The 22,606-nt window shown below is 41.7% G+C and carries 9 protein-coding genes and 1 pseudogene; 7 read left to right on the forward strand and 3 right to left on the reverse strand.

What is annotated here, in order from left to right; translation table 11 throughout:
- Positions 1-49: 49 nt before the first annotated feature.
- The 7 genes and pseudogenes from U859_RS0125145 (at position 50) to U859_RS0125180 (ending at position 13,369) form a co-directional block, all read left to right on the forward strand.
- Positions 50-3,088, forward strand: coding sequence for a SusC/RagA family TonB-linked outer membrane protein (locus U859_RS0125145; protein WP_025146019.1), 3,039 nt, complete (start codon positions 50-52; stop codon positions 3,086-3,088).
- Positions 3,089-3,106: 18 nt separating this feature from the next.
- A complete protein-coding gene (locus U859_RS0125150; protein WP_025146020.1) occupies positions 3,107-4,780 on the forward strand; it encodes a RagB/SusD family nutrient uptake outer membrane protein in 1,674 nt (557 codons plus the stop codon).
- Positions 4,781-4,985: 205 nt separating this feature from the next.
- Positions 4,986-5,966, forward strand: coding sequence for a metallophosphoesterase (locus U859_RS0125160; protein ID WP_025146022.1), 981 nt, complete (start codon positions 4,986-4,988; stop codon positions 5,964-5,966).
- Positions 5,967-6,036: 70 nt separating this feature from the next.
- Positions 6,037-7,260 carry an acyltransferase family protein gene (locus U859_RS0125165; protein WP_025146023.1) on the forward strand — a complete coding sequence of 408 codons (1,224 nt, stop codon included), beginning with the start codon at positions 6,037-6,039 and terminating at the stop codon, positions 7,258-7,260.
- A 175-nt stretch (positions 7,261-7,435) separates the two neighbouring features.
- A pseudogene (locus U859_RS32735) lies at positions 7,436-9,501 on the forward strand (alpha-N-acetylglucosaminidase); the annotation flags it as partial.
- Positions 9,502-9,528: 27 nt separating this feature from the next.
- Positions 9,529-11,046, forward strand: coding sequence for a glycoside hydrolase family 28 protein (locus U859_RS0125175; protein WP_025146024.1), 1,518 nt, complete (start codon positions 9,529-9,531; stop codon positions 11,044-11,046).
- Between the two features lies 1 nt (position 11,047).
- Positions 11,048-13,369: a GH92 family glycosyl hydrolase gene (locus tag U859_RS0125180; RefSeq protein ID WP_240183097.1), complete on the forward strand. Its 2,322-nt coding sequence runs from the start codon at positions 11,048-11,050 to the stop codon at positions 13,367-13,369.
- 1,142 nt (positions 13,370-14,511) lie between these two features.
- Here U859_RS0125180 and U859_RS0125185 read toward each other — a convergent pair.
- The 3 genes from U859_RS0125185 to U859_RS30675 form a co-directional block, all read right to left on the reverse strand.
- Positions 14,512-17,766: a family 78 glycoside hydrolase catalytic domain gene (locus U859_RS0125185; RefSeq protein WP_025146026.1), complete on the reverse strand. Its 3,255-nt coding sequence runs from the start codon at positions 17,764-17,766 to the stop codon at positions 14,512-14,514.
- 57 nt (positions 17,767-17,823) lie between these two features.
- The gene (locus tag U859_RS0125190; RefSeq protein ID WP_025146027.1) at positions 17,824-19,296 is read right to left on the reverse strand and encodes a RagB/SusD family nutrient uptake outer membrane protein; all 1,473 of its coding nucleotides are present in this window, start codon (positions 19,294-19,296) and stop codon (positions 17,824-17,826) included.
- Positions 19,297-19,478: 182 nt separating this feature from the next.
- Positions 19,479-22,439 (reverse strand): SusC/RagA family TonB-linked outer membrane protein, encoded by a 2,961-nt coding sequence (locus U859_RS30675; protein ID WP_205314442.1) that lies wholly within the window; start codon positions 22,437-22,439, stop codon positions 19,479-19,481.
- Positions 22,440-22,606: the final 167 nt, after the last annotated feature.

Below are 22,606 nucleotides of genomic sequence, written 5' to 3' on the forward strand. Positions count from 1 at the left end.
ACATAACCAAATTAAACAAACCATTTATGAACCTAAATTTACAAAAATCATGAGATTTACATGTACAAGCTTAAAGTATGGCGGCATCTTTTTGCTGTTCTTACTCATTAGCCAGGCTTTTAATCCTGCTTTTGCGCAGGAGGAACGAAAAATCACCGGAAATTTGATGGATACCGAAAACATGCCAATCATTGGTGCTTCTGTTGCGGTAAAGGGCACCAGCAAAGTAACGGTTACCGGAGACAAAGGTGCATTTAGCATCACCGCTAAAAATGGCGATAAACTCGTATTTACATTTATGGGTTATGAGGCCAAAGAAATTACCATTGGTACCGCCTCCAACTATAAAGTAACCATTAAAGAAGCCACTGCCTCATTAACCGATGTAGTGGTAGTGGGTTACGGAAAAAGCTCACGTAAAACTTTATCAAGTGCCATTACTTCTGTTAAGCCTGAGGAGCTTAACAAAGGCGCCATTGCCGATGTTGGGCAGTTGCTGCAAGGTAAGGTTGCGGGTATGAATATCAGTGCCAGCGGCGATCCTAACAAACCAGCAGCCGTAATATTACGTGGTGCATCAACAGTTAACAGTCCCGGGGCGCCCTATTATGTAATTGATGGTATACCGGGTGCAGATATTGCGGCGATCGCACCAGCCGATATCGAATCAATCGATGTATTAAAAGATGCCGCAGCAACTGCAATTTATGGTAACCGTGCGGCGAGCGGGGTAATTATGGTGACCACAAAACGGGGTAAATCGGGCAAGCCACAATTAAACTACAGCGGCTACGGTGCAGTTGAAAAAGTGAGTAACCAGCTCGACCTGATGAATGCTGACCAATTAAGGTCATTCCTTTCAGCCAATAAAGCCGCATTTTCGCCAAATGATGACCTGGGTGCAAATACCGACTGGATGAAATCGATTGAACGTTCTACAGCTTTTTCTCAAAACCACAACCTTTCTTTTAGCGGAGGTGCCGAGCACAGTAACTATAGTGCCAGTTTAAACTACTTTAACAAGGAAGGTATTTTAAGTAAAAGTTCATTAAATCGTATTATCGGCCGATTAAATATTGATCAATATGCCTTTAACGATAAGGTAAAATTCAGTTTAAACCTATCCAACTCGAGCAGCAAATCGATCAACGAACCTTTGCAGAACATCGTTTTATTACAGGCGGCTAAACGTTTGCCGGTATCGCCTATATATAATGCAGATGGAAGCTACTTCGAAAACCTGAATAACTCGGGTTATTTTAATCCGGTTGCCATCGCTAATAATGCACAGGATGAAACCAAATACAACGTTTTACTGGGTGGTTTTAATACAGAGGTTAAATTACCTTTCGGCTTTACTTATAATATTAATTTATCTTACCAGAAAACTACCGCTGCACATGGTGAATTTTACAGCAGTTATTTTGGCAAATATCCAACTTCAAATTTTTATAACAACCCTGATCCGGGGATTGGGATAGCACATACGCTTATTGGCGGCTTATTCGGCACCAACGGATCGGCTTTGCGCAGCAATTACGAAAACACCAACAAAACGCTTGAAACATTTTTAACCTGGGATAAGAAACTCGGCGACCATAGCATCAATGCAGTATTGGGTTACACTTACCAGGATAATGTTTACGGAGACGGTTTCCAAACCTCCAGTACCAATTTCCCAACGGATTACATTGGCTTTTCGAACCTTGCACTTGGTAATCCTTACGCCATTTCTTCCTACCGTATTAATTTAGGCAATGATTTAACTTATGGCAGAATATTGATGATTTCTGACTTTTTTAGGGTAAACTATAACTACAAAAACAAATACTTGTTTCAGGGATCGATCAGACGTGACGGAAGTTCCGTTTTCGGAAAAAATAATCAATGGGGTTATTTCCCTTCAGCTGGTTTAGCCTGGAGAGTGAGCGAAGAAGAATTTATGAAAGGTCAATCTGTGATCAGCGATTTAAAAATCCGTGCCAGTTATGGAGTAACCGGAAATTCATCGGGTATTGGTGCTTATACCGGACAATTAATTTATGGCATAAGTGGTACTTATTACAACAATGGCGTTCAGGCAGCAGCCTACGCTCCAATTCAGGGTTCAAATCCTGATCTTAAATGGGAAAGAACAGCAACCAAAAACCTTGGTGTTGATTTTGGTATCCTAAACAATAAAATTACGGGAAGTGTAGATGTGTACGATAAAAACACAACCGATATGCTTTTCAAATATAATGTTTCGGCCTCATTGGTTCCGGGTGGAGCAATATGGGCGAACGGTGGCAGCATTAACAATAAAGGGATTGAGGTGAGCTTAACAGCCTCACCTGTAAATACCAAAAGTTTTTCCTGGGCGAGTACCATTAACATGGCTTATAACAAGAATAAAATCACCAGTTTAAAAGGTCCATATTCTAATGGCGATTCGGTACGTTACTCCGATCCTGAAGGTCCGGGACAAACTAATGCAACCTTACAGATCCTTAAAGTGGGCTATCCCCTTGGTCAGTTTTTCTCACTTAAATATGCGGGTAAAGATGCCAGTGGCAATTCACTCTTTTACAAACATGATGGTTCTACTACCACTACCCCAAGTATAGGTACCGATTACTTTTATTTGGGCAATGCGCAACCAAAAGTATTAATGGGCTGGAGCAATACCTTTAAATACAAGGCATTAGAGCTAAACATCTTTTTAAGGGGAACATTTGGGAACAAAATATTTAACGCAACCCGTGCAGATTTATCTTATACGGCCGGTGCAGCAGTTAATAATATCCTGAACAGTGCAGCAGATGATAAGATATCCGATACCAGAAACTCCTTCTATTCAGACCGCTACATTGAAAGTGGATCTTACGTGCGCCTGGATAATGCCACATTGGGTTATAATTTCAAAAACCCGGTCAAGTATGTAAATACGATTAGGCTTTACCTGTCAACCAACAACTTGTTTACCATTACAGGCTACAAAGGCATCGATCCGGAAATTAACCAGGGTGGCGTTGCCCCGGGTATAGATTACAATAACTTCTACCCTAAAACACGTACCTTCTTATTAGGCCTTAACGCATCATTTTAAAAGATAAATTTTAAAGACATGAAAAAGATATTATTTGGAATATTTTGTGCACTAACAGGGGCATTAATATTTACTTCCTGCCAAAAACTCGAAATTCCCATTACATCCGAACTTACACCGGAATCTTATCCGCAAACAGCTGCCCAGTTAACCTCGGCATCCGGCCCGGTGTACATCAATTTAAGAAGCGATTACGCGACTACCTATTTCTTTTTGCAAAGTTCATCTACGGATGAATCGGTACTGCCCATTTTTGCATCGGACTGGATTGATGGCAATAAATACCTGGAGCTGCATCGCCATACCTGGAATAAAGATAATGCCTGGGTGGCAGCGGGCTGGAGTTACTTAACCAATATTATTGGAACGGCTAACCAAACCATCTCTATTATTAACGCATCGGCCCCGGCAGGTGCAGCAAAAAATACCAACCTTGCAGAATTGAAAACCATGCGTGCATTGTCCTATTTTATGATGATGGATATGTACGGCAATGTACCTTTAGATACTTTGTATGGCGCTACAGCATTAAAAACCAATACGCCACGTGCACAGGTATTTAATTATATAGAAAGCGAACTTAAAGCGGCTATCCCTTACTTAAAATCGACAACAGGTGTTTCAACTTATGGTTTACCGACCAAATACCTTGCTTATTCTATATTGGCAAAAATGTACCTGAACGCTGTTGTTTACACCGGTACGGCACGTTACGATGATTGTATTGCGGCCTGCGACCAGGTAATCAGTTCGGGCTTGTACAGTATAGAGCCTATGTCGAGCTACCTGCAGATGTTTTATCCGACAAATGGCCCATCGCAAAAGGAATTTATTTTTGCGATCCCATTTGATGCGTCTACCTCTTCCGGCAATATGTTTTTAGCCCGTTACGATCTTAACCGAAACCTGGGAATCCGTTATCAGTATTCTGGTTCTACGGCAGGTTCTTTTACCAATCCGGTGATGAACCAAAGCAGCGGCGGTGGTTTAGCGAATAATAAACCCAGCGGACCAAGAATGACCACCAGCGAGTTTTATGCAAATTTTAACGATGCTAATGATATCCGCAATAAACAATGGCTTACAGGCCCGCAGTATTGGCCAGATGGCAGCCCTATTATGGTAAGTACCACCAATTTAGGCTACGATCAGTTTTATACTGGCGGAAGTCCTGCTACAGCGTACACCTACGCTTTAAACTTAACTCCTCTTACTGCCTCGCGTTTGGCTGCAGGTTCTTATGACCTGGGTAAAGACGAAATTGCCTGGAACACTGGCTACCGCAACATTAAATTTATTGCCGATTACACCAACCCAACCAACCGTAACCAAAATAATGACATGCCGTTATTCCGCTATTCGGATATTATCCTGATGAAAGCAGAGGCCATATTCAGAGGTGGAACTCCAACCCTTGGTGCCACTGCAATTGGCCTGGTAAATAGTGTAAGAAGCAACCGTACTACTTCTCCTGCTTTGGGAAGCTTAACTTTAGATGTTATTTACAACGAACGTTCGAAAGAATTTGCGTGGGAAACCTGGCACCGTAATGATATGATCAGGTTTGGTAAATTCGAAAACAGTTATGGTTTATCGAAAACCAATGCCGATACTTACCGCCGTATTTTCCCAATACCAAGCACGGCCATTGCAACAAATAATACCCTGGTACAAAACCCAGGCTACAACTAGGCCCGATATCATTAAGCTAAGGTTTTTAGCCACAGATGCACACAGATAAAAACAGATTTTTATATCTGTGTGCATCCTTTTTATCTTCCGAAAGGTCGGTACAAGTGGTGGTTAAATTATTTTTACGTGCCAACAGCCAGAGAAATTTATTTGCTCCTGGCCAAACCCACGCTTTCCAAAGTTTTTTCAAAATAAAATCAACTTCATGAGTAAACATTTACTTTTTTTTATTTCCGTATTTATATATGGTTCTGTACAGGCGCAGGTTTTGTTAAAAAATCCCTCAGAAAGCAATCAACCAACCAAAAGCCTGACCAAAGAATCTTCCGCACTTAATTTTATTGCCATGGGCGATTGGGGCCGTAATGGGGCCGACCACCAGAAACAGGTAGCACAACAAATGGGCATTACCGCAGCGGATGTGAAAGCACAGTTTATCATTTCAACAGGCGATAACTTCTACCCTAGCGGTGTAATCAGCGAACATGATCCGCTTTTTAAATATTCGTTTGAAGATATTTACACGGCATTTTCTTTGCAATGGGACTGGTATCCGGTACTGGGTAACCACGATTACAAATCCATTCCGGATGCCCAGGTGGCCTACTCTAAGATCAGCAGAAGGTGGAAAATGCCTGCCCGTTATTACGCCAAAAAATTCCCGATCAATGGCGATCTGAATAATCAGGTATTAATTGCTTTTATCGATACCAATCCCTTAATTCCCGAGTTTTACAAAAATGCTGAATATGGCCCCAATGTAAAAGGTCAGGATACCACGCAACAAAAACACTGGCTCACCAAGGTTTTAAGCGATAATGACCCGGGCATCCGTTGGAAAATCGTGGTGGGCCATCACCCTATGTATACCGGAGGAAGCCGGACAGACGGATATGATACCAAAGCCATCCGAAGCTCCTTAAAACCCATTCTCGACCGTTATGGCGTAGATGTGTACCTCACCGGGCATGAACACAGCTTGCAATACATTAAACCCGAAGGCAAAACGCATCATTTCATTTCAGGCGCAGCTTCAGAAAAAACACCCGTAAAACTCATTGAAAATGCTCAGATGGTGGCTTCAGTTTATGGTTTTATGCTTTTTTCGGTCAGTAAAGATTTGATCCGCGTACAAACCATTAATGATGAAGGAGAAATTATTTTTAATACCATTATCAAAAAATAAATCGCATTTTTCTCTCAACAGCGCTTATTTTTAGGAAACCAAAATCACCCATCCTCAGCTTAAAGATATTATGGCCATTACCGAATCTGTACCACAGGCTTTGTTACCGAAAAAGAAAAGGCTACTTTCTTTAGATGCCTTGCGCGGTTTCGACATGTTCTGGATTGTTAGCGGAGAAGGTATTTTCCATGGTTTGGCAGATGGCGTGATGAAAGAACACGCTTTGATCAGGAATCCCAATGACTGGACCATCGCCAGCAATGGCCATTTATCCTTTTTCGAAAGGATTTTTGTTGGCCTCAGCAATCAGCTGCACCACTCTCCCTGGAATGGTTTTACCTTTTACGACCTGATTTTCCCGCTTTTCATCTTTATCTCTGGCGTTTCGATGCCTTTTTCTTATGAAAAACATTTAAATGCCGGAAATGATAAAAAAAAATCGGCAAAAGCCATTTATTACGCACTGATCAGGAGAACATTGATTTTAATTTTCCTCGGCATGGTGGTAAACGGCCTGTTCAGATGGGAAGGTTATGAAAACACCCGTTTCGCGAGCGTACTTGGCCGCATTGCATTATCCACTTTTTTTGCAGCTTTAATTTACCTCAATTTTTCCTTGCGCAAACAGCTCATCTGGCTACTTGGAATATTAGCAGGTTATTACATCATCATGATTGCTATACCTGTCCCCGGTTTCGGGAATGGCGTTTTAACGCCTGAAGGCAACCTGGCTGCTTATGTAGACCGCTTATGGCTACCTGGAAAACTCCACCGCACGGTATATGATCCCGAAGGTCTACTAAGCACTATCCCTTCCATTGCAACAGCACTTTTAGGGGTATTTACAGGTACATTCCTTAATGCGAAAAACAGCCGTTTCAGTTTGGCACGTAAAGCGTTATACCTCTTTATAGCTGGCATCATACTGGTTTCGCTTGGTTTGCTATGGAATCCTTTTTTTCCGGTAAACAAAAATATGTGGACCAGTTCTTTTGTGCTGGTTGCCGGTGGATTCAGCCTGGTGCTATTCTCCTTCTTCTATTACATCATTGATGTTAAAACTTATCAAAAATGGAGTTTGCCCTTTATCTGGATCGGTACAAATTCTATTTTGATTTACGTTTGTGCGCACGGCCTATTTAATTTCGAATCAAGCTCGCATTTTCTTTTTGGTGGAATAATAGCCAAAATACCGCCTGATTGGCAATCGGCAGCCTTGTGGCTGGGTGTGTTGCTGATCCAGCTCGGGATATTAAAATTCCTTTATGATAAAAAATGGTTTTTAAAAGTATAGGCCGAAGCAATAAGACCATTAAAAAGAATAACAGATGAAACATAAAATATACATTCTTGCTGCATTTTTGATCATAGTTTCAGTGCAGGCAAAAGCGCAGGCTTATCTTTCCTCTTCAAATGAACTGATTAAAAGGATTTTACCAAAACAGCATCAGTTTTTTTTAACCGAAAGCATTGCTGCTGAAAATGGCCTGGATGTTTTTGAAATCGAAAGTAAAAAAAATACGATTGTATTGAGGGGAAGCAGTGGGGTGGCCATCGCATCAGCTTTTTATTATTATTTAACGGAATATGCGCATTGCCAGGTAACCTGGAACGGGGTTAACCTTAAATTGCCTCAAAATTTACCGGAAGTTAAAAACAAAATCAGGAAAAACACCCCTTACGAATACCGTTATTACCTTAACTATTGCACTTTTAACTACAGCATGAGCTGGTGGGACTGGGCAAGATGGGAAAAAGAAATAGACTGGATGGCACTTCATGGCATTAATATGCCGCTGGCCATTACCGGGGAAGAATATACCTGGTACCTGTTATACAAAGAAATGGGTTTTAGCGATAACGATCTTAAGGATTTCTTTACAGGCCCAGCTTATTTTTCCTGGTTCTGGATGGGCAACATCGATGGCTGGGGCGGCCCGCTTCCACTCAGCTGGATGAAAAGCCATTTCGAACTGCAAAAGAAAATCCTGGCCAGACAGCGTTCGCTTGGCATGAAACCTGTTCTCCCGGCCTTTACGGGCCACGTACCTGCCGCATTTAAAAAGAAATTTCCTAAGGCTAAACTCAAAGCAACCAACTGGACGAATGGTTTTGCCGATACTTATATCTTAGATTCAGAAGACCCGATGTTTGCGGAAATCGGAAAAAAATTCTTACAGAAACAAACTGAGTTATTGGGTACCGACCACCTGTACTCTGCCGATACCTTTAACGAAAACGAACCGCCATCAGCCGATCCCGAATTTTTAGGAAAGCTAAGCGCAAGGGTTTATGATGGCATGAGCCAGGCCGACCCTAAGGCCATTTGGGTAATGCAAGGCTGGTTATTTTACAGTGATCGAAAATTTTGGAAGGAGCCACAAACAGAAGCCCTTTTAAAAGCAGTACCCAATGATAAGATGATTTATTGGATCTGGCCACAGAAATAGAACCTGTGTGGAAACGCACCTCTGGTTTTTATGGCAAACCGTGGATCTGGAATATGCTGCACAATTTTGGCGGGAACACCAATCTTTTCGGGCGTATGGATGTCATTGCAAACGCACCCGCCGAAGCTTTAAATCACCCACAAAGTGGCAAAATGAAAGGCATCGGCCTCACCATGGAAGGAATAGAACAGAACCCGGTATTGTACGAATTAATGATGGCCAATGTTTGGCAGGCTAAACCGATAGACCTTAATACCTGGCTACCCAATTTTGTATTGAACAGATATGGCAAAAATAATCCCAATGCCCAAAAGGCCTGGAAAATTTTGAGAAAAACAGTTTACAATGTACCTGCCGATAAATACATCAGGGATGGTGCAGAATCCATTATTCAGGCCCGTCCAACCTTCGATTCGCTAAGCAGATGGGCCAAAACAACCTTGAATTACCGGGAAGCTGAACTGTTACCGGCCTGGGATGAACTGATAAAAGCTGCCCCAACCTGTGGCAAAAGCGATGGTTTTCAATATGATGTAGTAGATGTAACCCGCCAGGTGATGGCCAACTATGCCCTGCCCCTACAGCGTCGCTTTGTGGCTGCTTATGAAAAAAATGACATGGCTACTTTTAAAACAGAAAGTCAAAAATTCCTTCAGCTGATTGATGACATGGACAAACTACTGGCTACCCGAAAAGATTTTATGCTTGGGCCATGGGTTAAACAGGCCAGGGCCTGGGGAAGTAATGATGCTGAAAAAGCGCTTTATGAAATGAATGCAAAAGATCTGATTACTTTATGGGGTGATGCAAAGAGTCCTTTAAACGAATATGCCTGCCGGCAATGGAGCGGGTTGTTAAGTGATTTTTATAAACCGCGATGGGTACTTTTTTTCGAACAGGCAACACAGGCTATGCAACAGGGAAAAGCACCGGATATGAAACAATTTAACCAAAAGGTAAGTGCCTGGGAATGGAGCTGGGTAAACCGAAGAAAAGATTATCCGCTTAATACCATTGGAAATCCTGTAAGTACAGCAATTCAAATGCATAAAAAGTACCGCAGCTTAATGCAAAAAGTACATCAGTAAACTAAGAAATTTTTACTCAAAGTGATGAAAGCCCTTCCCTATCTATTTTTTCTATTTTTGTTCGTTTCAAATGCCAGCGCACAACAGCAATCATTCTACATCGTCGATTTTGGGGCAAAACCGGGTTTACAATATACCAACAGCAAGTCCATTCAGCAGGCCATTAATGCGGCTGCAAAAGCAGGTGGCCGTGTTATTGTTCCATCCGGACAGTTCGTTACCGGTCCTATTGAAATGAAATCGAATGTAGAACTTTACCTTGCAGAGGGCGCAGAACTACTGGGCAGTATAAACCGCTTAGATTATGGTAAACAAGATGCTCAACCACTGATTTCCGCAAAAAAACAGCAAAACATAAGCATTTTGGGCAAAGGAACCATTAATGGCCGCGGCGCCGAGGTAGTTAAAGATCTGTTATTGCTCCTGCACGAGGGCATATTGGAAGATGAAACGTGGAAGATTAAACGACCATCGGAAGCTAACCGCCCAAGGCTTATTGCTTTCTCAAATTGCGAGGATATAACCGTTAAAAATGTTACCATCAAAAACAGTGCAGGTTGGGTTCAGGATTTTGTAAACTGCAACAGGTTAAATATTGATAGTGTTACCGTAGAAAGTACCGCTTATTGGAACAACGATGGTATTGATATTGTGAACAGTAAAAACGTTCGCATTACCAATTGCAATATTGATGCAGCCGATGATGGCATTTGCTTAAAATCAGAAGGAAGTCCTGGCATCTGCGAAAATGTTTACGTAGCCAATTGTACCATCCGCTCTAGCGCCAGTGGCTTTAAACTCGGAACGGGTTCTTACGGCGGTTTCAAAAACATAAAGGTACGCAATATTACCGTTTACAATACCTATCGCTCTGCCATTGCTTTAGAAGCTGTTGATGGTGGTTTTATTGATAGTGTAGATATTGAAGGTGTAACCGCAAAATACACTGGCAATGCCATTTTTATCCGTTTAGGACACAGAAACAAAACTGATCAGTACAGCACCGTAAAAAACATCCGCATTGCTAAAGTGAAAGCCGATATCCCCAACTTCAAGCCCGATGCAGGTTACCCGCTTGAAGGACCTTTACCTAAAGTAGCACCACATAACTTACTTCCGGCATCCATTACCGGTATTCCTGGTTATTTGGTTGAAAATGTACTGCTTGAAGATATCGAGATTAGCTATGGAGGTGGTGCATCAGAAAAAACCGCATTTATCCCAATAGATCAATTGGATAGTGTAACAGAAAATGAAGCCGGCTATCCTGAATTTAGCATGTTTGGCGAACTGCCTGCCTGGGGCTTTTATGTCCGCCATGCACAAGGCATCTCCTTTAAAAATATCAAACTGAATGTTAAAACACCCGATTTCAGGCCTGGGGTGATCTTTGATGATGTAACTTCAATCAATATCGATGGATTAAATATCGACAAAGGAGAAAATCCACACCAGATTATCTTAAAGAAAACAGGTAAAGTTTCTATTAAAAACACCAAATTGCCTTCAAACGTTAAAGAAGCCATAAAGGAGCTTCCATAATATGATTTTATCTCCACTTTCAGATATGTTGTTAACCGATTTAAAAAACGTAGTTTCAAAACCAAAAAAATCAATCAGGATTTTTGAGTTCTTACTACTCTTTTTTGCCATAGGAGCCATTAATACAGCTGATGCCCAGCAAAAGTCGTTAATTCCTTATGTTCAGCCTTTTTCCGGCACTTCGGCCAGCACCACATTGGCCAGTCAGCACATTGAAGATAAAACCGAGCGCCTGGCCAACACCATTCCGGCGGTTGCCCCTCCCTTTAGTATGACGCAATGGACGCCACAGACCCAGCTTACTGAAAAAAAATGCCTCGCGCCTTATTATTACAACAATAAAAAGTTTTACGGTTTTAGGGCCACACATTGGATCAGTGGCTCCTGCACCCAGGATTATGGAAGTTTTACCATCATGCCCATTTCTGGTCGCCTTAAAACCGAAGCCAATCGATATGCGGAAGATTATGTTCATGAAAACGAAGTTTCTACCCCATCCTATTACAAGCTAAAATTACCTAAACATCAACTTTTAACAGAAATTACCGCCACCCTTAGAAGCGGTGTAATGCGCATTACTGCATTAAAAAGTGATAGCGTTTACATCATGGTAAGCCCAAATAGTGATCAAAATAAAGGGTTTATCCAAATTGACAAGAAAAAAGGTGAAATTTCAGGCTATAACCCTGTTCACCGCATTTATCAGGGATGGGGAGAACCAGCAGGTTTTAGTGGTTATTTTTTCATCCGCATCAAAAAAGCATTTACCTCAGCTGGGGTATATAGCGAGGGCAATATTTCTGAACAGCAAAGCATTAGCAATAAAAAAGATATTGGTGCTTACGCCGGCTTTAAATTACAAAAAGGAGAACAGTTAATTATCTATTCCGGCACTTCTTTTACCAGTATCGCCGCAGCAAAAGCCAACCTCGAAAGCGAAATTAAAAATGAAGGTTTTGATGATGTTCTGGCACAAACCAATCAAAGCTGGGAAAAAGCTTTATCGCAGGTGCGTATTAGCGACAGCAACGAAAAAGGCAAAAAAATCTTTTACACTGCACTTTATCACGCCATGCAACACCCAAGATTATATAATGATGTGGATGGAAAATACTCACAGTTTGCAGGTAAATACCAGAACAAAACAATTGATAAGGGAAGTTATTATGATGATTTTTCGATGTGGGACATTTACCGGGCACAATTGCCATTAATTGAGTTGCTGCAACCCGATCTGGCCAACAGTTTTGTAAATTCGATAGTACTCAAAGGTCAGCAAGGCGGTTGGATGCCTATTTTCCCTTGCTGGAACAGTTATACCGCCGCCATGATCGGCGACCATGCCACTGCTTTTATCGCTTCTGCATATAACAAAGGGATCCGCAATTACGACATCAATGAAGCTTACCGCTTGATGAGGCAAAATGCTTTCCAAATGCCCGATTCGGCCGATTATTTGAACGGAAAAGGCCGACGTGGCATTAACAGTTACCTAAAATATGGCTATATTCCATTGGAAGACAGTATACCAAACGCTTTTCATAAAAAGGAACAGGTAAGCAGGACTTTAGAATATGCATACGATGATTATGCTTTAGCAACTATTGCCAAAGATTTGGACAAACAAAGCGATTACCGGGAACTCGCTAAGCGTGCACTTAATTATCAGCATGTTTTTGATCGAAATGTTGGAATGGTGAGGGGGCGCTATGCTAACCGTAATTGGTACCAGCCTTTTTATCCCGATCACCGCGAGCCTTATATTACTGAAGGCACCCCAAGGCAATATACTTTTTATGTTCCGCATGATATGCCTGGATTAATCAAATTAATGGGTGGAAAAAAGAAGCTCGAAAACGAACTCGATTCGCTCTTTGCCAAAAAAGAATATTGGCATGGAAACGAGCCTGGCCACCAGATTCCGTTTTTATACAATTATACGGCCTCGCCATGGAAAACGCAGCTGCAGGTATCGCGCATTTTAGCAGAAGAATACGGTGAAGGTGCGGGCGGCTTAAGTGGTAATGATGATGCCGGGCAAATGTCGGCCTGGTATGTATTTGCAGCAATGGGTTTTTATCCGGTTGATCCTGTTTCAGGAAATTACCAGCTCACTAGTCCATTATTTAAACATACCACAATATCATTCAATAGTGGTAAAAAATTAACGATTCAGGCAATTAAAAAGAGTAAAAAATCCATTTATATCTCAAAAATCAGTTTAAATGGAAAAGTTTTTACTAAAAATCAGCTTACACATCAAACGCTTACCAATGGTGGCAAAATTATTTTCTATTTGGAAGATCATCCGATAAAAAAATAAGTGGTTTTTTATTAGACAACGGTTTATATTGGAATCTTTTCGGGCACGTATCGTCTTCCCAACTTGATTGGGAACCCTAATGCGTTAGCATGGCCATTCTAGGTTACATTCATTAAGATTCCCGCCTGCGCGGGAAAGACGACTGCTTTATTGAACAATCGCTTTATTGAACAACAACTATATTGGAATCTGATATAGCACGTTACGTCATTCCCAACCAGATTGGGAATCCTAATGCATTAGCAGGGCCTTTAGGCTACGTCATTAAGATTCCCGCATGCGCGGGAATGACGACCGTTATATTGGAATTTGCTATGGCCCGTACCGTCATTCCCAACTTGATTGGGAATCCTAATGCATTAGCAGGGCCTTTAGGCCACATTCATTAAGATTCCCGCGTACGCGGGAAAGACGACCGATTTATTAGACAATTGTTATATCAGAGTCTTGTTATGGCTCGTACCGTCATTCCCAACTTGATTGGGAACCTTAATGCGCTGCTTTGGCCATTTAGGCCACATTTATTAAGATTCCCGCATGCGCGGGAAAGACGACCGATTTATTAGACAATTGTTATATCGGAGTCTTGTTATGGCTCGTACCATCATTCCCAACCTGATTGGGAATCCCAATACATTAACAGTACCTTTAGGCTAAATTCACTAAGATTCTCGCATGCGCGGGAAAGACGACCGATTTGTTAGACAATTGTTATATCGGAGTCTTGTTATGGCTCGTACCGTCATTCCCAACCTGATTGGGAATCCCAATACATTAACAGTACCTTTAGGCTAAATTCATTAAGATTCTCGCATGCGCGGGAAAGACGACCGATTTATTAGACAATTGTTATATCGGAGTCTTGTTATGGCTCGTACCGTCATTCCCAACCTGATTGGGAATCCCAATACATTAACAGTACCTTCAGGCTAAATTCATTAAGATTCCCGCCTACGCGGGAATGACGACCGTTATATTGGAATTTGCTATGGCCCGTACCGTCATTCCCAACTTGATTGGGAATCCCAATACATAGCAGGGCCTTTGGACTACATCATTAAGATTCCCGCCTGCGCGGGAAAGACGATTGATTTCTAAATCTTGAATTACTAATTAGTTCTTAAAAAACAACCCTTTCCCCACTACTTGCCTTTAATCACAAAGTGATAATTCCCGGATTCGGCTTGATATACTAATCTATCAGCTTCGGTCCTTAAAAAACTTAAACCATCAGCTTTATCTACCGCTAAGCCACCTTCTTTTACCAGTTCGAGCCTGGTGGATGGAAGATAAATCGTTGCCGAGGTATTTACCGGAATCGAAATATCCAGTTCTATACCATTATCTGTTCTTTTCCAGCTGCAGGCAATGTCGCCGCTAATAGATTTAAAAGAACCCTTTACCCAGTTAATATCTGAAACGAAAGCTGGTTTGATGATGATTTTACGAAAACCAGCGCCAGATTCGTCAGGGCTGATGCCAATTAAGTCGTTAAAAAACCATTCGTTAATCTGCCCGGACATAAAATGGTTCTGAGAACCAAAATCACCCACACCGGCATCCCATTTTTCGGTTAAACTGGTGGCGCCTTTTTTAATCTGGTAGCCATAACCTGGTTTATCAGACTGGTTGTTCATATCATAAACCACATCCGAATATCCACCATCGGCCAAAGCCCTTAGTAAAAAACGGTATCCCACTTCACCAGAATTAAAACTGTTGTTGTCTTTTCTGATGCTATCTACCAATGCATTTAACAATTTAGGTTTGTTTTGCGGCTCTACAAGATTAAGGAATAAAGGTAAAGCGCAAGTGGTGTTTGAACCTGTTGCATACAATCCAGATGCAGCGTTGTAAAATTTATCGTTAAATGATTTTCGGATCTGTTCTCCCGATGCACGGTATGCATCTGCATCGGCCTGTTTACCGAGTTGCCTGGCAATGTTGTGCATAATCAGGTTATCATAGTAATATATGGCCGTTCCGGTAAAAGATACCGGAGTGAGCTGAGAACCCCATGCGGGCTTAGGACCGATATCGTACCAATCGCCAAGACCCGTAACAATGATATTATCTTTAGCTGTTGAAGATAAAAAAGCGACATATTTCTTCATTCGTTCATAATACCTTTCGAGCAGGGAAATATCGCCCGAAAACAGGTATTGCTGCCAAGGCACAATGATAAATGAACTTCCCCATTCAGTAGAATTACGGAAACCATTAGTCAGCTCCGGAGAACCTGCTATAAAATATTCGGGTGCAATATTGGGAATAAACCCATTTTCCAGCTGCGCATCTGCCATATCACTCATCGTTTTGCGGAAAAGCGGCGACATATCGAAATTGTATCTGAGCGCTGGTCCGTTTAATTGGTTTTCTTCCAGCCAGCCCATCTTTTCGCGGTGCGGGCAATCGGTCATCAGGCTCTGCATATTGCTTCGCTGTGCCCACCTTACCAATTCGTAAATTTGATTAAAGAGAGGATTTGATGTAGAAAATTTACCTACAGGCGCAGATGATGAATGTACAATGAGGTCTTCTATATCTGTTACTTTTGGCAGTTGCCCGCCTGGTTTGGCTGCAAATAACTCTACCTGTACATACCTTGCACCCTGATAAAAGAATTTTGGTTGCCAATGTTCGATCCCGCTGCCAGCAAGGGTATATTGCCACCAGGCTGGCCGTGCACCATCCTGAGTAGCGGATTTACGGTCGACCAGGCCATCAGCACCTAAAAGTTCCGACGGGATCATCCGCACATAAGCACCTTTTTGGCCACTAACGGTAAGTTTTGGCATCATGGAGGCATTTTGTCCGAAATCGTAAATAAACAGGTTATCTTTAATTTTTGTAACCTTAACAAATGGTTTGGTTTCGATAACCTTAACCGCCGGAGCAGCGGAAGATAATCCACTCAACCTCCCCCCAGGACCTGAAGACAGGGCAGCCATTTTCCAGTTTTTACTGGCTTTAAATCCACTCTTGTTCCAGCCTGCAGCTTCCAGGTTGGCGTTATAATCTTCCCCGCCAAACATGTTCGAATAAGTGATTGGGCCGGGTGCAACCTGCCAGGTTTTATCGGTCCCGATTGTTTTCACCGTTCCATCAGTATATTCTAAACGCAATTGTGCAATTGCTTTTAGTAGTCCGAAAGAATTAAGGAATTTAACATAGCGTACCGAATCCGGCTGAATATTGTACATCCCATTGCCTAAAATAATGCCGATGGCATTATTACCGGCCTTTAGTTTTGCTGTAATGTCATAAGTACTGTACAAAATGGTCTTTTTATAATCCGTCCACCCTGGGTTTAGTAAATCCTCTCCTACTTTTTGGCCATTGATGGAAAGTTCAAATTCAGACATGCCACTCACAAAGATCACAGCACGCGACAGGCCTTTATTTATCGAAAAATCTTTCCGCAAGGCCATAGACGAATAGTTGGGCAAAGCCGATCTATCTAAAGGCTCATCAGTTAAGTTTTGTTTATCCCATCCATTGGCTTCATTACTATCCAGTGCTTGCACAGGACTTCCTGAAGCGATATTTTTGCCGTCTGAAAACACTTCAACCTGCCTCAGGGCAAACTGATAATTCCGCTCCCAACCCCATAATTTATTGGCTGTTATCCTAACAAATCTTGCATTGGCATTTTTAATGCTAAACGATATAGGTTTCCACCCGGGGTTATTGAACGCCCTTTTGCTGTAATCGGCAACTATTGTAGCGTTTTTAAAATCTTCTTCATCAGCTATTTCGACTTTAAAGTTGGATGGGAAACCATAACCTGCACGATCCTCAAAAAACATAGGAGTGATCCTGATGGAAGAAATCGGTGATATTTTTTTTAGGTCAACCTGTACCCACTTGGTGGTTGTTTGTGAGGCAGCACTTTTGGCCCGATATCCAAACGGACTAAGTGAAAATTTTTCAGCCCCTGCCGCAGTAATCCAATTGGCTACCCAATCTTTAGCCGTTAGTAACCCCATCGTAAAGGTTGCGGGATTGCTCCATCCGGAAACCGCTCCATTGTTATCCCATACACGCACTTTCCACCAATACTTTTTTCCTGATTTTAGCGGTTGGCCCATATAACTGATGTATGCCATCTGACTGGAGGCCACCTTGCCCGAATTCCACAGATTGCCTTTATCGTTTTTCAGTGATAATTCAGTATCAGCAACCAATACCTGATAGGCAAGCTGTTTTAACCCGCGTTTACTATTTTCAGCACTTAGTGTGTAACTAAGGCCTGGATGGGCAACATCTATGCCCAGCGGATGATAGAACAATTCGCACTTTAAATCTACCGGCTTTAGTGCAGCTGGTGTAGCAAAGCAGAAAGAACTGCTAAGCAATAACAGGAAAACGATAAAATATCTTTTGGAATGGAACATGATATTGGGATAATACAAGGAAGGAAACAATACGCTGGTCGTTTCCTTCTGAATAATTTAAAAATAAGGATTTAAGGCCACTTCTGATGCCGGTATTGGAAATAATATCCTGATATTGGTATAAGATGATGGCGATGGAGTAATGCCAGCAGGGAAATAATAATTAAGCGGATTTGCTTTAAATCTGGTACCAAAAGCTTTCATCACCTCATCAGCTTTACCTGTTCTTACCAGATCGGGCCATCTTTTGTTTTCGAAAGCCAGCTCTACCCTCCTTTCATTTAGTATGGCATCCCTGACAGCGGTTTGCCCTGATGCTGTACTTGCAGTTAATCCTGTTCTTGGATTTGCCCTCACCATATTTAAATAGGTTAAGGCCTCTCCTGGTCTGTTTTGCTCGTTTACAGCCTCAGCTAAGAATAATAGCACTTCTGCATAGCGGTAAACCGGCCAGTTATCGTTAGTATTATTGGTAACCGCATGCGGATGGCTGTATTTTTTGATGTATGGATAAGTTACACCACCAGCAGTAAGGTAGCCGATTGATGCATCTTTACGTTTATCATTTGCTTCATAAGCAGCAATGATATCAGGTGTTGGAAGATTAAACCCTTGTATGGTTCTGGGCACTTCTGCTATTCCGGTTACAGCTTTGATCTCTTCTGCAGAAATGGGTTGAATTAAAAATGTATAAAAGAAGTTGCTCGAAAGTCCTTCATTTCCTTCTTTATATTGTATTTCGAAAACAGATTCGATGTTATTCTTGGTTGCAGGATTAAATACTTCGCTGTAATCTGATACCAGGTTATATCCCGTAACTTCTTTCAGGATTATTTCTGCCTCTGCCCATCTTTTTAAAACCATGTAAACATTGCCAAGCAATGTTTTGGCAGCGCCAGAGGTTGCACGACCTGCTTCTTGCGTAGCCTTATTTGGCAGCAATGTAGCAGCCTGCTTGGCATCGGCAATAATCTGTGTATATACATTTTCTACACTGCTTAACGGAAGTGAGGTTTCATCAAGCGTTTTGGCTGGTTTAAGGTGCAAAGGCACTTTACCGAAGTATTGAACCAGATCGAAATAGGCAAATGCCCTTAAAAAATAGGCCTGCCCTTTAATATTATTCTTTGAAGCCGTATTAAAATCAATACCATCAATCGGTTCAAGCACCTGATTTACCCGGGCAATGATAGAATAATCCGTAAAATATTTATTTGCCGAAACCGGATTGTTGGCATCATCGGTAAAGTCTTTAATATATTCAGACTGGTTGCTCCCCCTGTCGTTTGGATTGTATTTATAAGTGGTATTATCAGAACGCTGCTCAGCCATTGCCCATGCACCGTTCTGCCCGCCGTAAAGACCACGAAGTGGCGCGTAAGCACCGTTAATGGCCTGCTGAAAATCACTTTCTGTTTTAAAGAAAATGGCGGTACTTAATGATGTTTTAGAAGGTGTTTCTAAAAACCCCTTTTTGCAAGCCCCTAATGAAGTCATCAGCAGGATTGCCAAAAAAATATTTTTATTCATGATCGTCAGATTTAATAGTCGGATGATTATTTAAAATTTACGTTTAACCCAAAAGTGAATGTTCTTGGAACCGGGTAGGCCGAAAAATCAAGGCCCTGCGATAGTGAATTTGGTGCATTTCCATTTAAATCGGTTCCAATTTCTGGATTTACACCATCATAATTGGTAAAAACAAAGGCCTGTTACACACTTGCATAAACCCTAACACTTTTTAGTGCTTTTATTTTCGCTACCGGAACGGTATAACCAAGGGTAATGTTCTTAATGGTTAAATAACTTCCATCCTGAACAAAGCGGGTATGGAACTGGGCACGGTCATCACCTGTTGATGCTGTTGTTTTTCCATATTTGCCTGCGCCCGGGTTTTGTGGCGAACGCCAGCGGTCTTTCACTTCTTTTAGCACATTAAACACCCCATCCAGATTGGTTGTCCCTTCATCCATCATCCTGGCGATATCATTGCCGTAAGATCCGCTTGCTACCACAGCAAAATCGAAATTCCTGTAGGTAAAACTATTGGTTAATCCGAAAACAAATTTTGGAAACGGATTTCCGATCACTGTTCTGTCGCCTTCTTCATCACCGTATTTAATAACCCCATCGCCATTAAGGTCGCGGAATTTTATGGTACCCACCTGTGAGTTCACGCTTTTTGGAGAGCGGTCAAAATCTGCCTGATCGGTATATACCCCATCCTGTATAAGCCCCCAGAACTGTCCTATCCTTTGGCCAACCTGAGTAATTGATCTTGCCGTACCGTTTCCGGTATATAAACGGTCGCTCAACGATGATAGCGCCAATACTTTATTATCGCTAAAGGCAATGTTAAAATTGGTATTCCATTTAAATTTTCCAATTAAGTTATTGGAGTTAATGGCAAATTCATGCCCCCAGAATTTTATTTCGCCAACATTCCCGGTAAAACTTGAAAATCCGGATTCGCGTGGTACAGCCAGCGAGAACAAAAGATTGGAGGTTTTCTTGGTGTAGTAATCGTAAGTAAAACTGATGCGGTTATTTAATATAGAAAGGTCAATTCCAAAGTCTAACTGTTTGGTATTTTCCCATCCTAATTCATCATTCCCTAAATTGGTTACGGCCACACCACTAGCCGTTGTAGAGCCGAAAGGACTATTTACCCCGCTTGATACCGTAGCATATTGTCGGTAATCACCAATATTATTGTTGCCAATTACACCATAACTACCGCGTAATTTTAAAAATGAGATGATTTTCGAATCACTCAAGAATGATTCCTGGCTTAACACCCATCCTGCAGATACCGAAGGGAAATTTCCCCATTTATTGGCCGAACCAAATCTCGAAGAACCATCACGACGGATGCTGGCTGCCACTAAATATTTCCCTTTGTAATTGTAATTAAGGCGTGCTAAAAAAGAGGTAAGGCCCCATTCTACAATATCTGAAGAAGGATTATTTTTAATTAATGCCCCGGCAATGGTTTCAATCCGATCGTCAGGGTAGTTTGAGCCGCTGATGGCACTGTAATCACTGCGGTATTTCTGTTTGGTAAAACCCGCTAAAACATCAAATCCGTGGTCTTTAATCTGTTTTGAATAGCTTACGGTATTTTCTGATAACCAGGATTGGTATTGATAGTTGGAATCGAATAATCCTGCAGAAAGTGCACTTGGCGTAGAAGCAAAGGCCCTTGAAGCTGTTGAAGGCTGAAAAGAGTGAAATAATGACTGCCCAAAATCTACATTTATGCTTGATTTAAGTACCAGTTTGCTAATCGGTTCATATTCGATGTATCCGTTTGACAGGATCCTGTTGTCTTTGCTTTTGTTGGTAATATCCTGAATGGATCTGACCCAGTTGGGTGTAGGAAAAGCCGTAATACCAGCTGTAGTAACCGTAACCGGATAAGAGCCATCAGGGTTTTGGTAGTTAAGAACAGGTGGAGTTAAAAGCGCATTGTTAATTAAACCGCCACCACCAAAAAACATCCCATCGGTAGATGGAGAATTATTTACAGTATGCGTTGGTGCAAGATTGAAACCTACCTTAACCTGATCGTTTACTTTAAAAACCGAGTTGAGACGAACTGAAAAACGTTCATAATCTGAATTTAAAAGGACACCTTCCTGTTTAAAATAGCCTGCAACAACGGCACTGCTAAAATTTTCTTTGTTGGTATTTATTGAAACACTATAGTTTGTTAAAGGTGCTGTACGCAACATGGCATCATACCAATCGTACCCTTCGCCATATTGTGCAGGGTTTTGAAGCGCAGCAGGTACAGGCTGACCTAAATCTTCGTAATATTCTTTTTTGAACTGCGCCCATTCTGTACCGTTCATCATATCAGGACGGCCTTTTTGGGGCACCTGCTGGATACCTGTGTAAACATTTGCAGAAACATTGGTCTGTCCGGATTTAGCTCCTTTTGTAGTGACTACCACCACACCAAAAGCGGCCCGCGAACCGTAAAGCGCTGTTGAAGCCGCATCTTTTAAAACCGTAATATTTTCGATTTCATCGGGATTGATATTGCTGATATCGCCTGCTATGGGAAAACCATCTACCACATATAAAGGAGTTGAACCGGTAGAAAGGGATGCACTACCACGAACACGTACCTGTAAGCCCTGACCTGGTTTGCCGGATGCCTGGTTGATTTGCACACCGGCAAGTTTCCCCTGAAGTTTTTGTGTAATCTGTGCCGCCGGGATATCCTGAAGTTCTTTTGCGTTTACCGTTTGTAATGAACCTGTTGAGCTTCTTTGCGTGGTACTCCCATAGGCTACCACCACTACCTCATCTAATGATTGATTATCTTCAATTAACTTAACATTAAGGCTTGTTCTATTGTTAACAGGCACTTCGAGGGTTTTGAAACCTACAAATGAAAACACCAGCGTTGCTGTTGGGTTAGCAAGCGTAATTTTATAAACACCATTTCCATCCGACGAGGTTACGTTTTGCCCTCCCTTAACACTCACACTTACACCTGGAAGTGTTTCGCCTGAGGTAGAAGTGATCTTCCCTGAAATGATTAACGATGGTGTTTGGGCCCATGATGGCTGGGCAATAAACAGGCTGATTGCCATTGCAAAAAGCGCTATTAAATAGTTGGGCCTACCTTTTGTTTTATGGTAGATTAATGTAAAAATTCTCATAATCTGTTATTTGGTTAGCAACTAATGATGATTGGTTAACTTTAGTAAAATTAGCCTCAGAAGTATGCTCAAAAAATGCATAAAGTGAGCATTACCATATCCTTATTGATTTTTTTAATTAAAAAACATCAACATATACTATCGTTCTGAGCAATTTGCTTAACCAG

Origin of the sequence: Pedobacter jeongneungensis, assembly GCF_000633455.1 — a bacterium.
In the GTDB taxonomy this organism is placed as follows: domain Bacteria; phylum Bacteroidota; class Bacteroidia; order Sphingobacteriales; family Sphingobacteriaceae; genus Pedobacter; species Pedobacter jeongneungensis_A.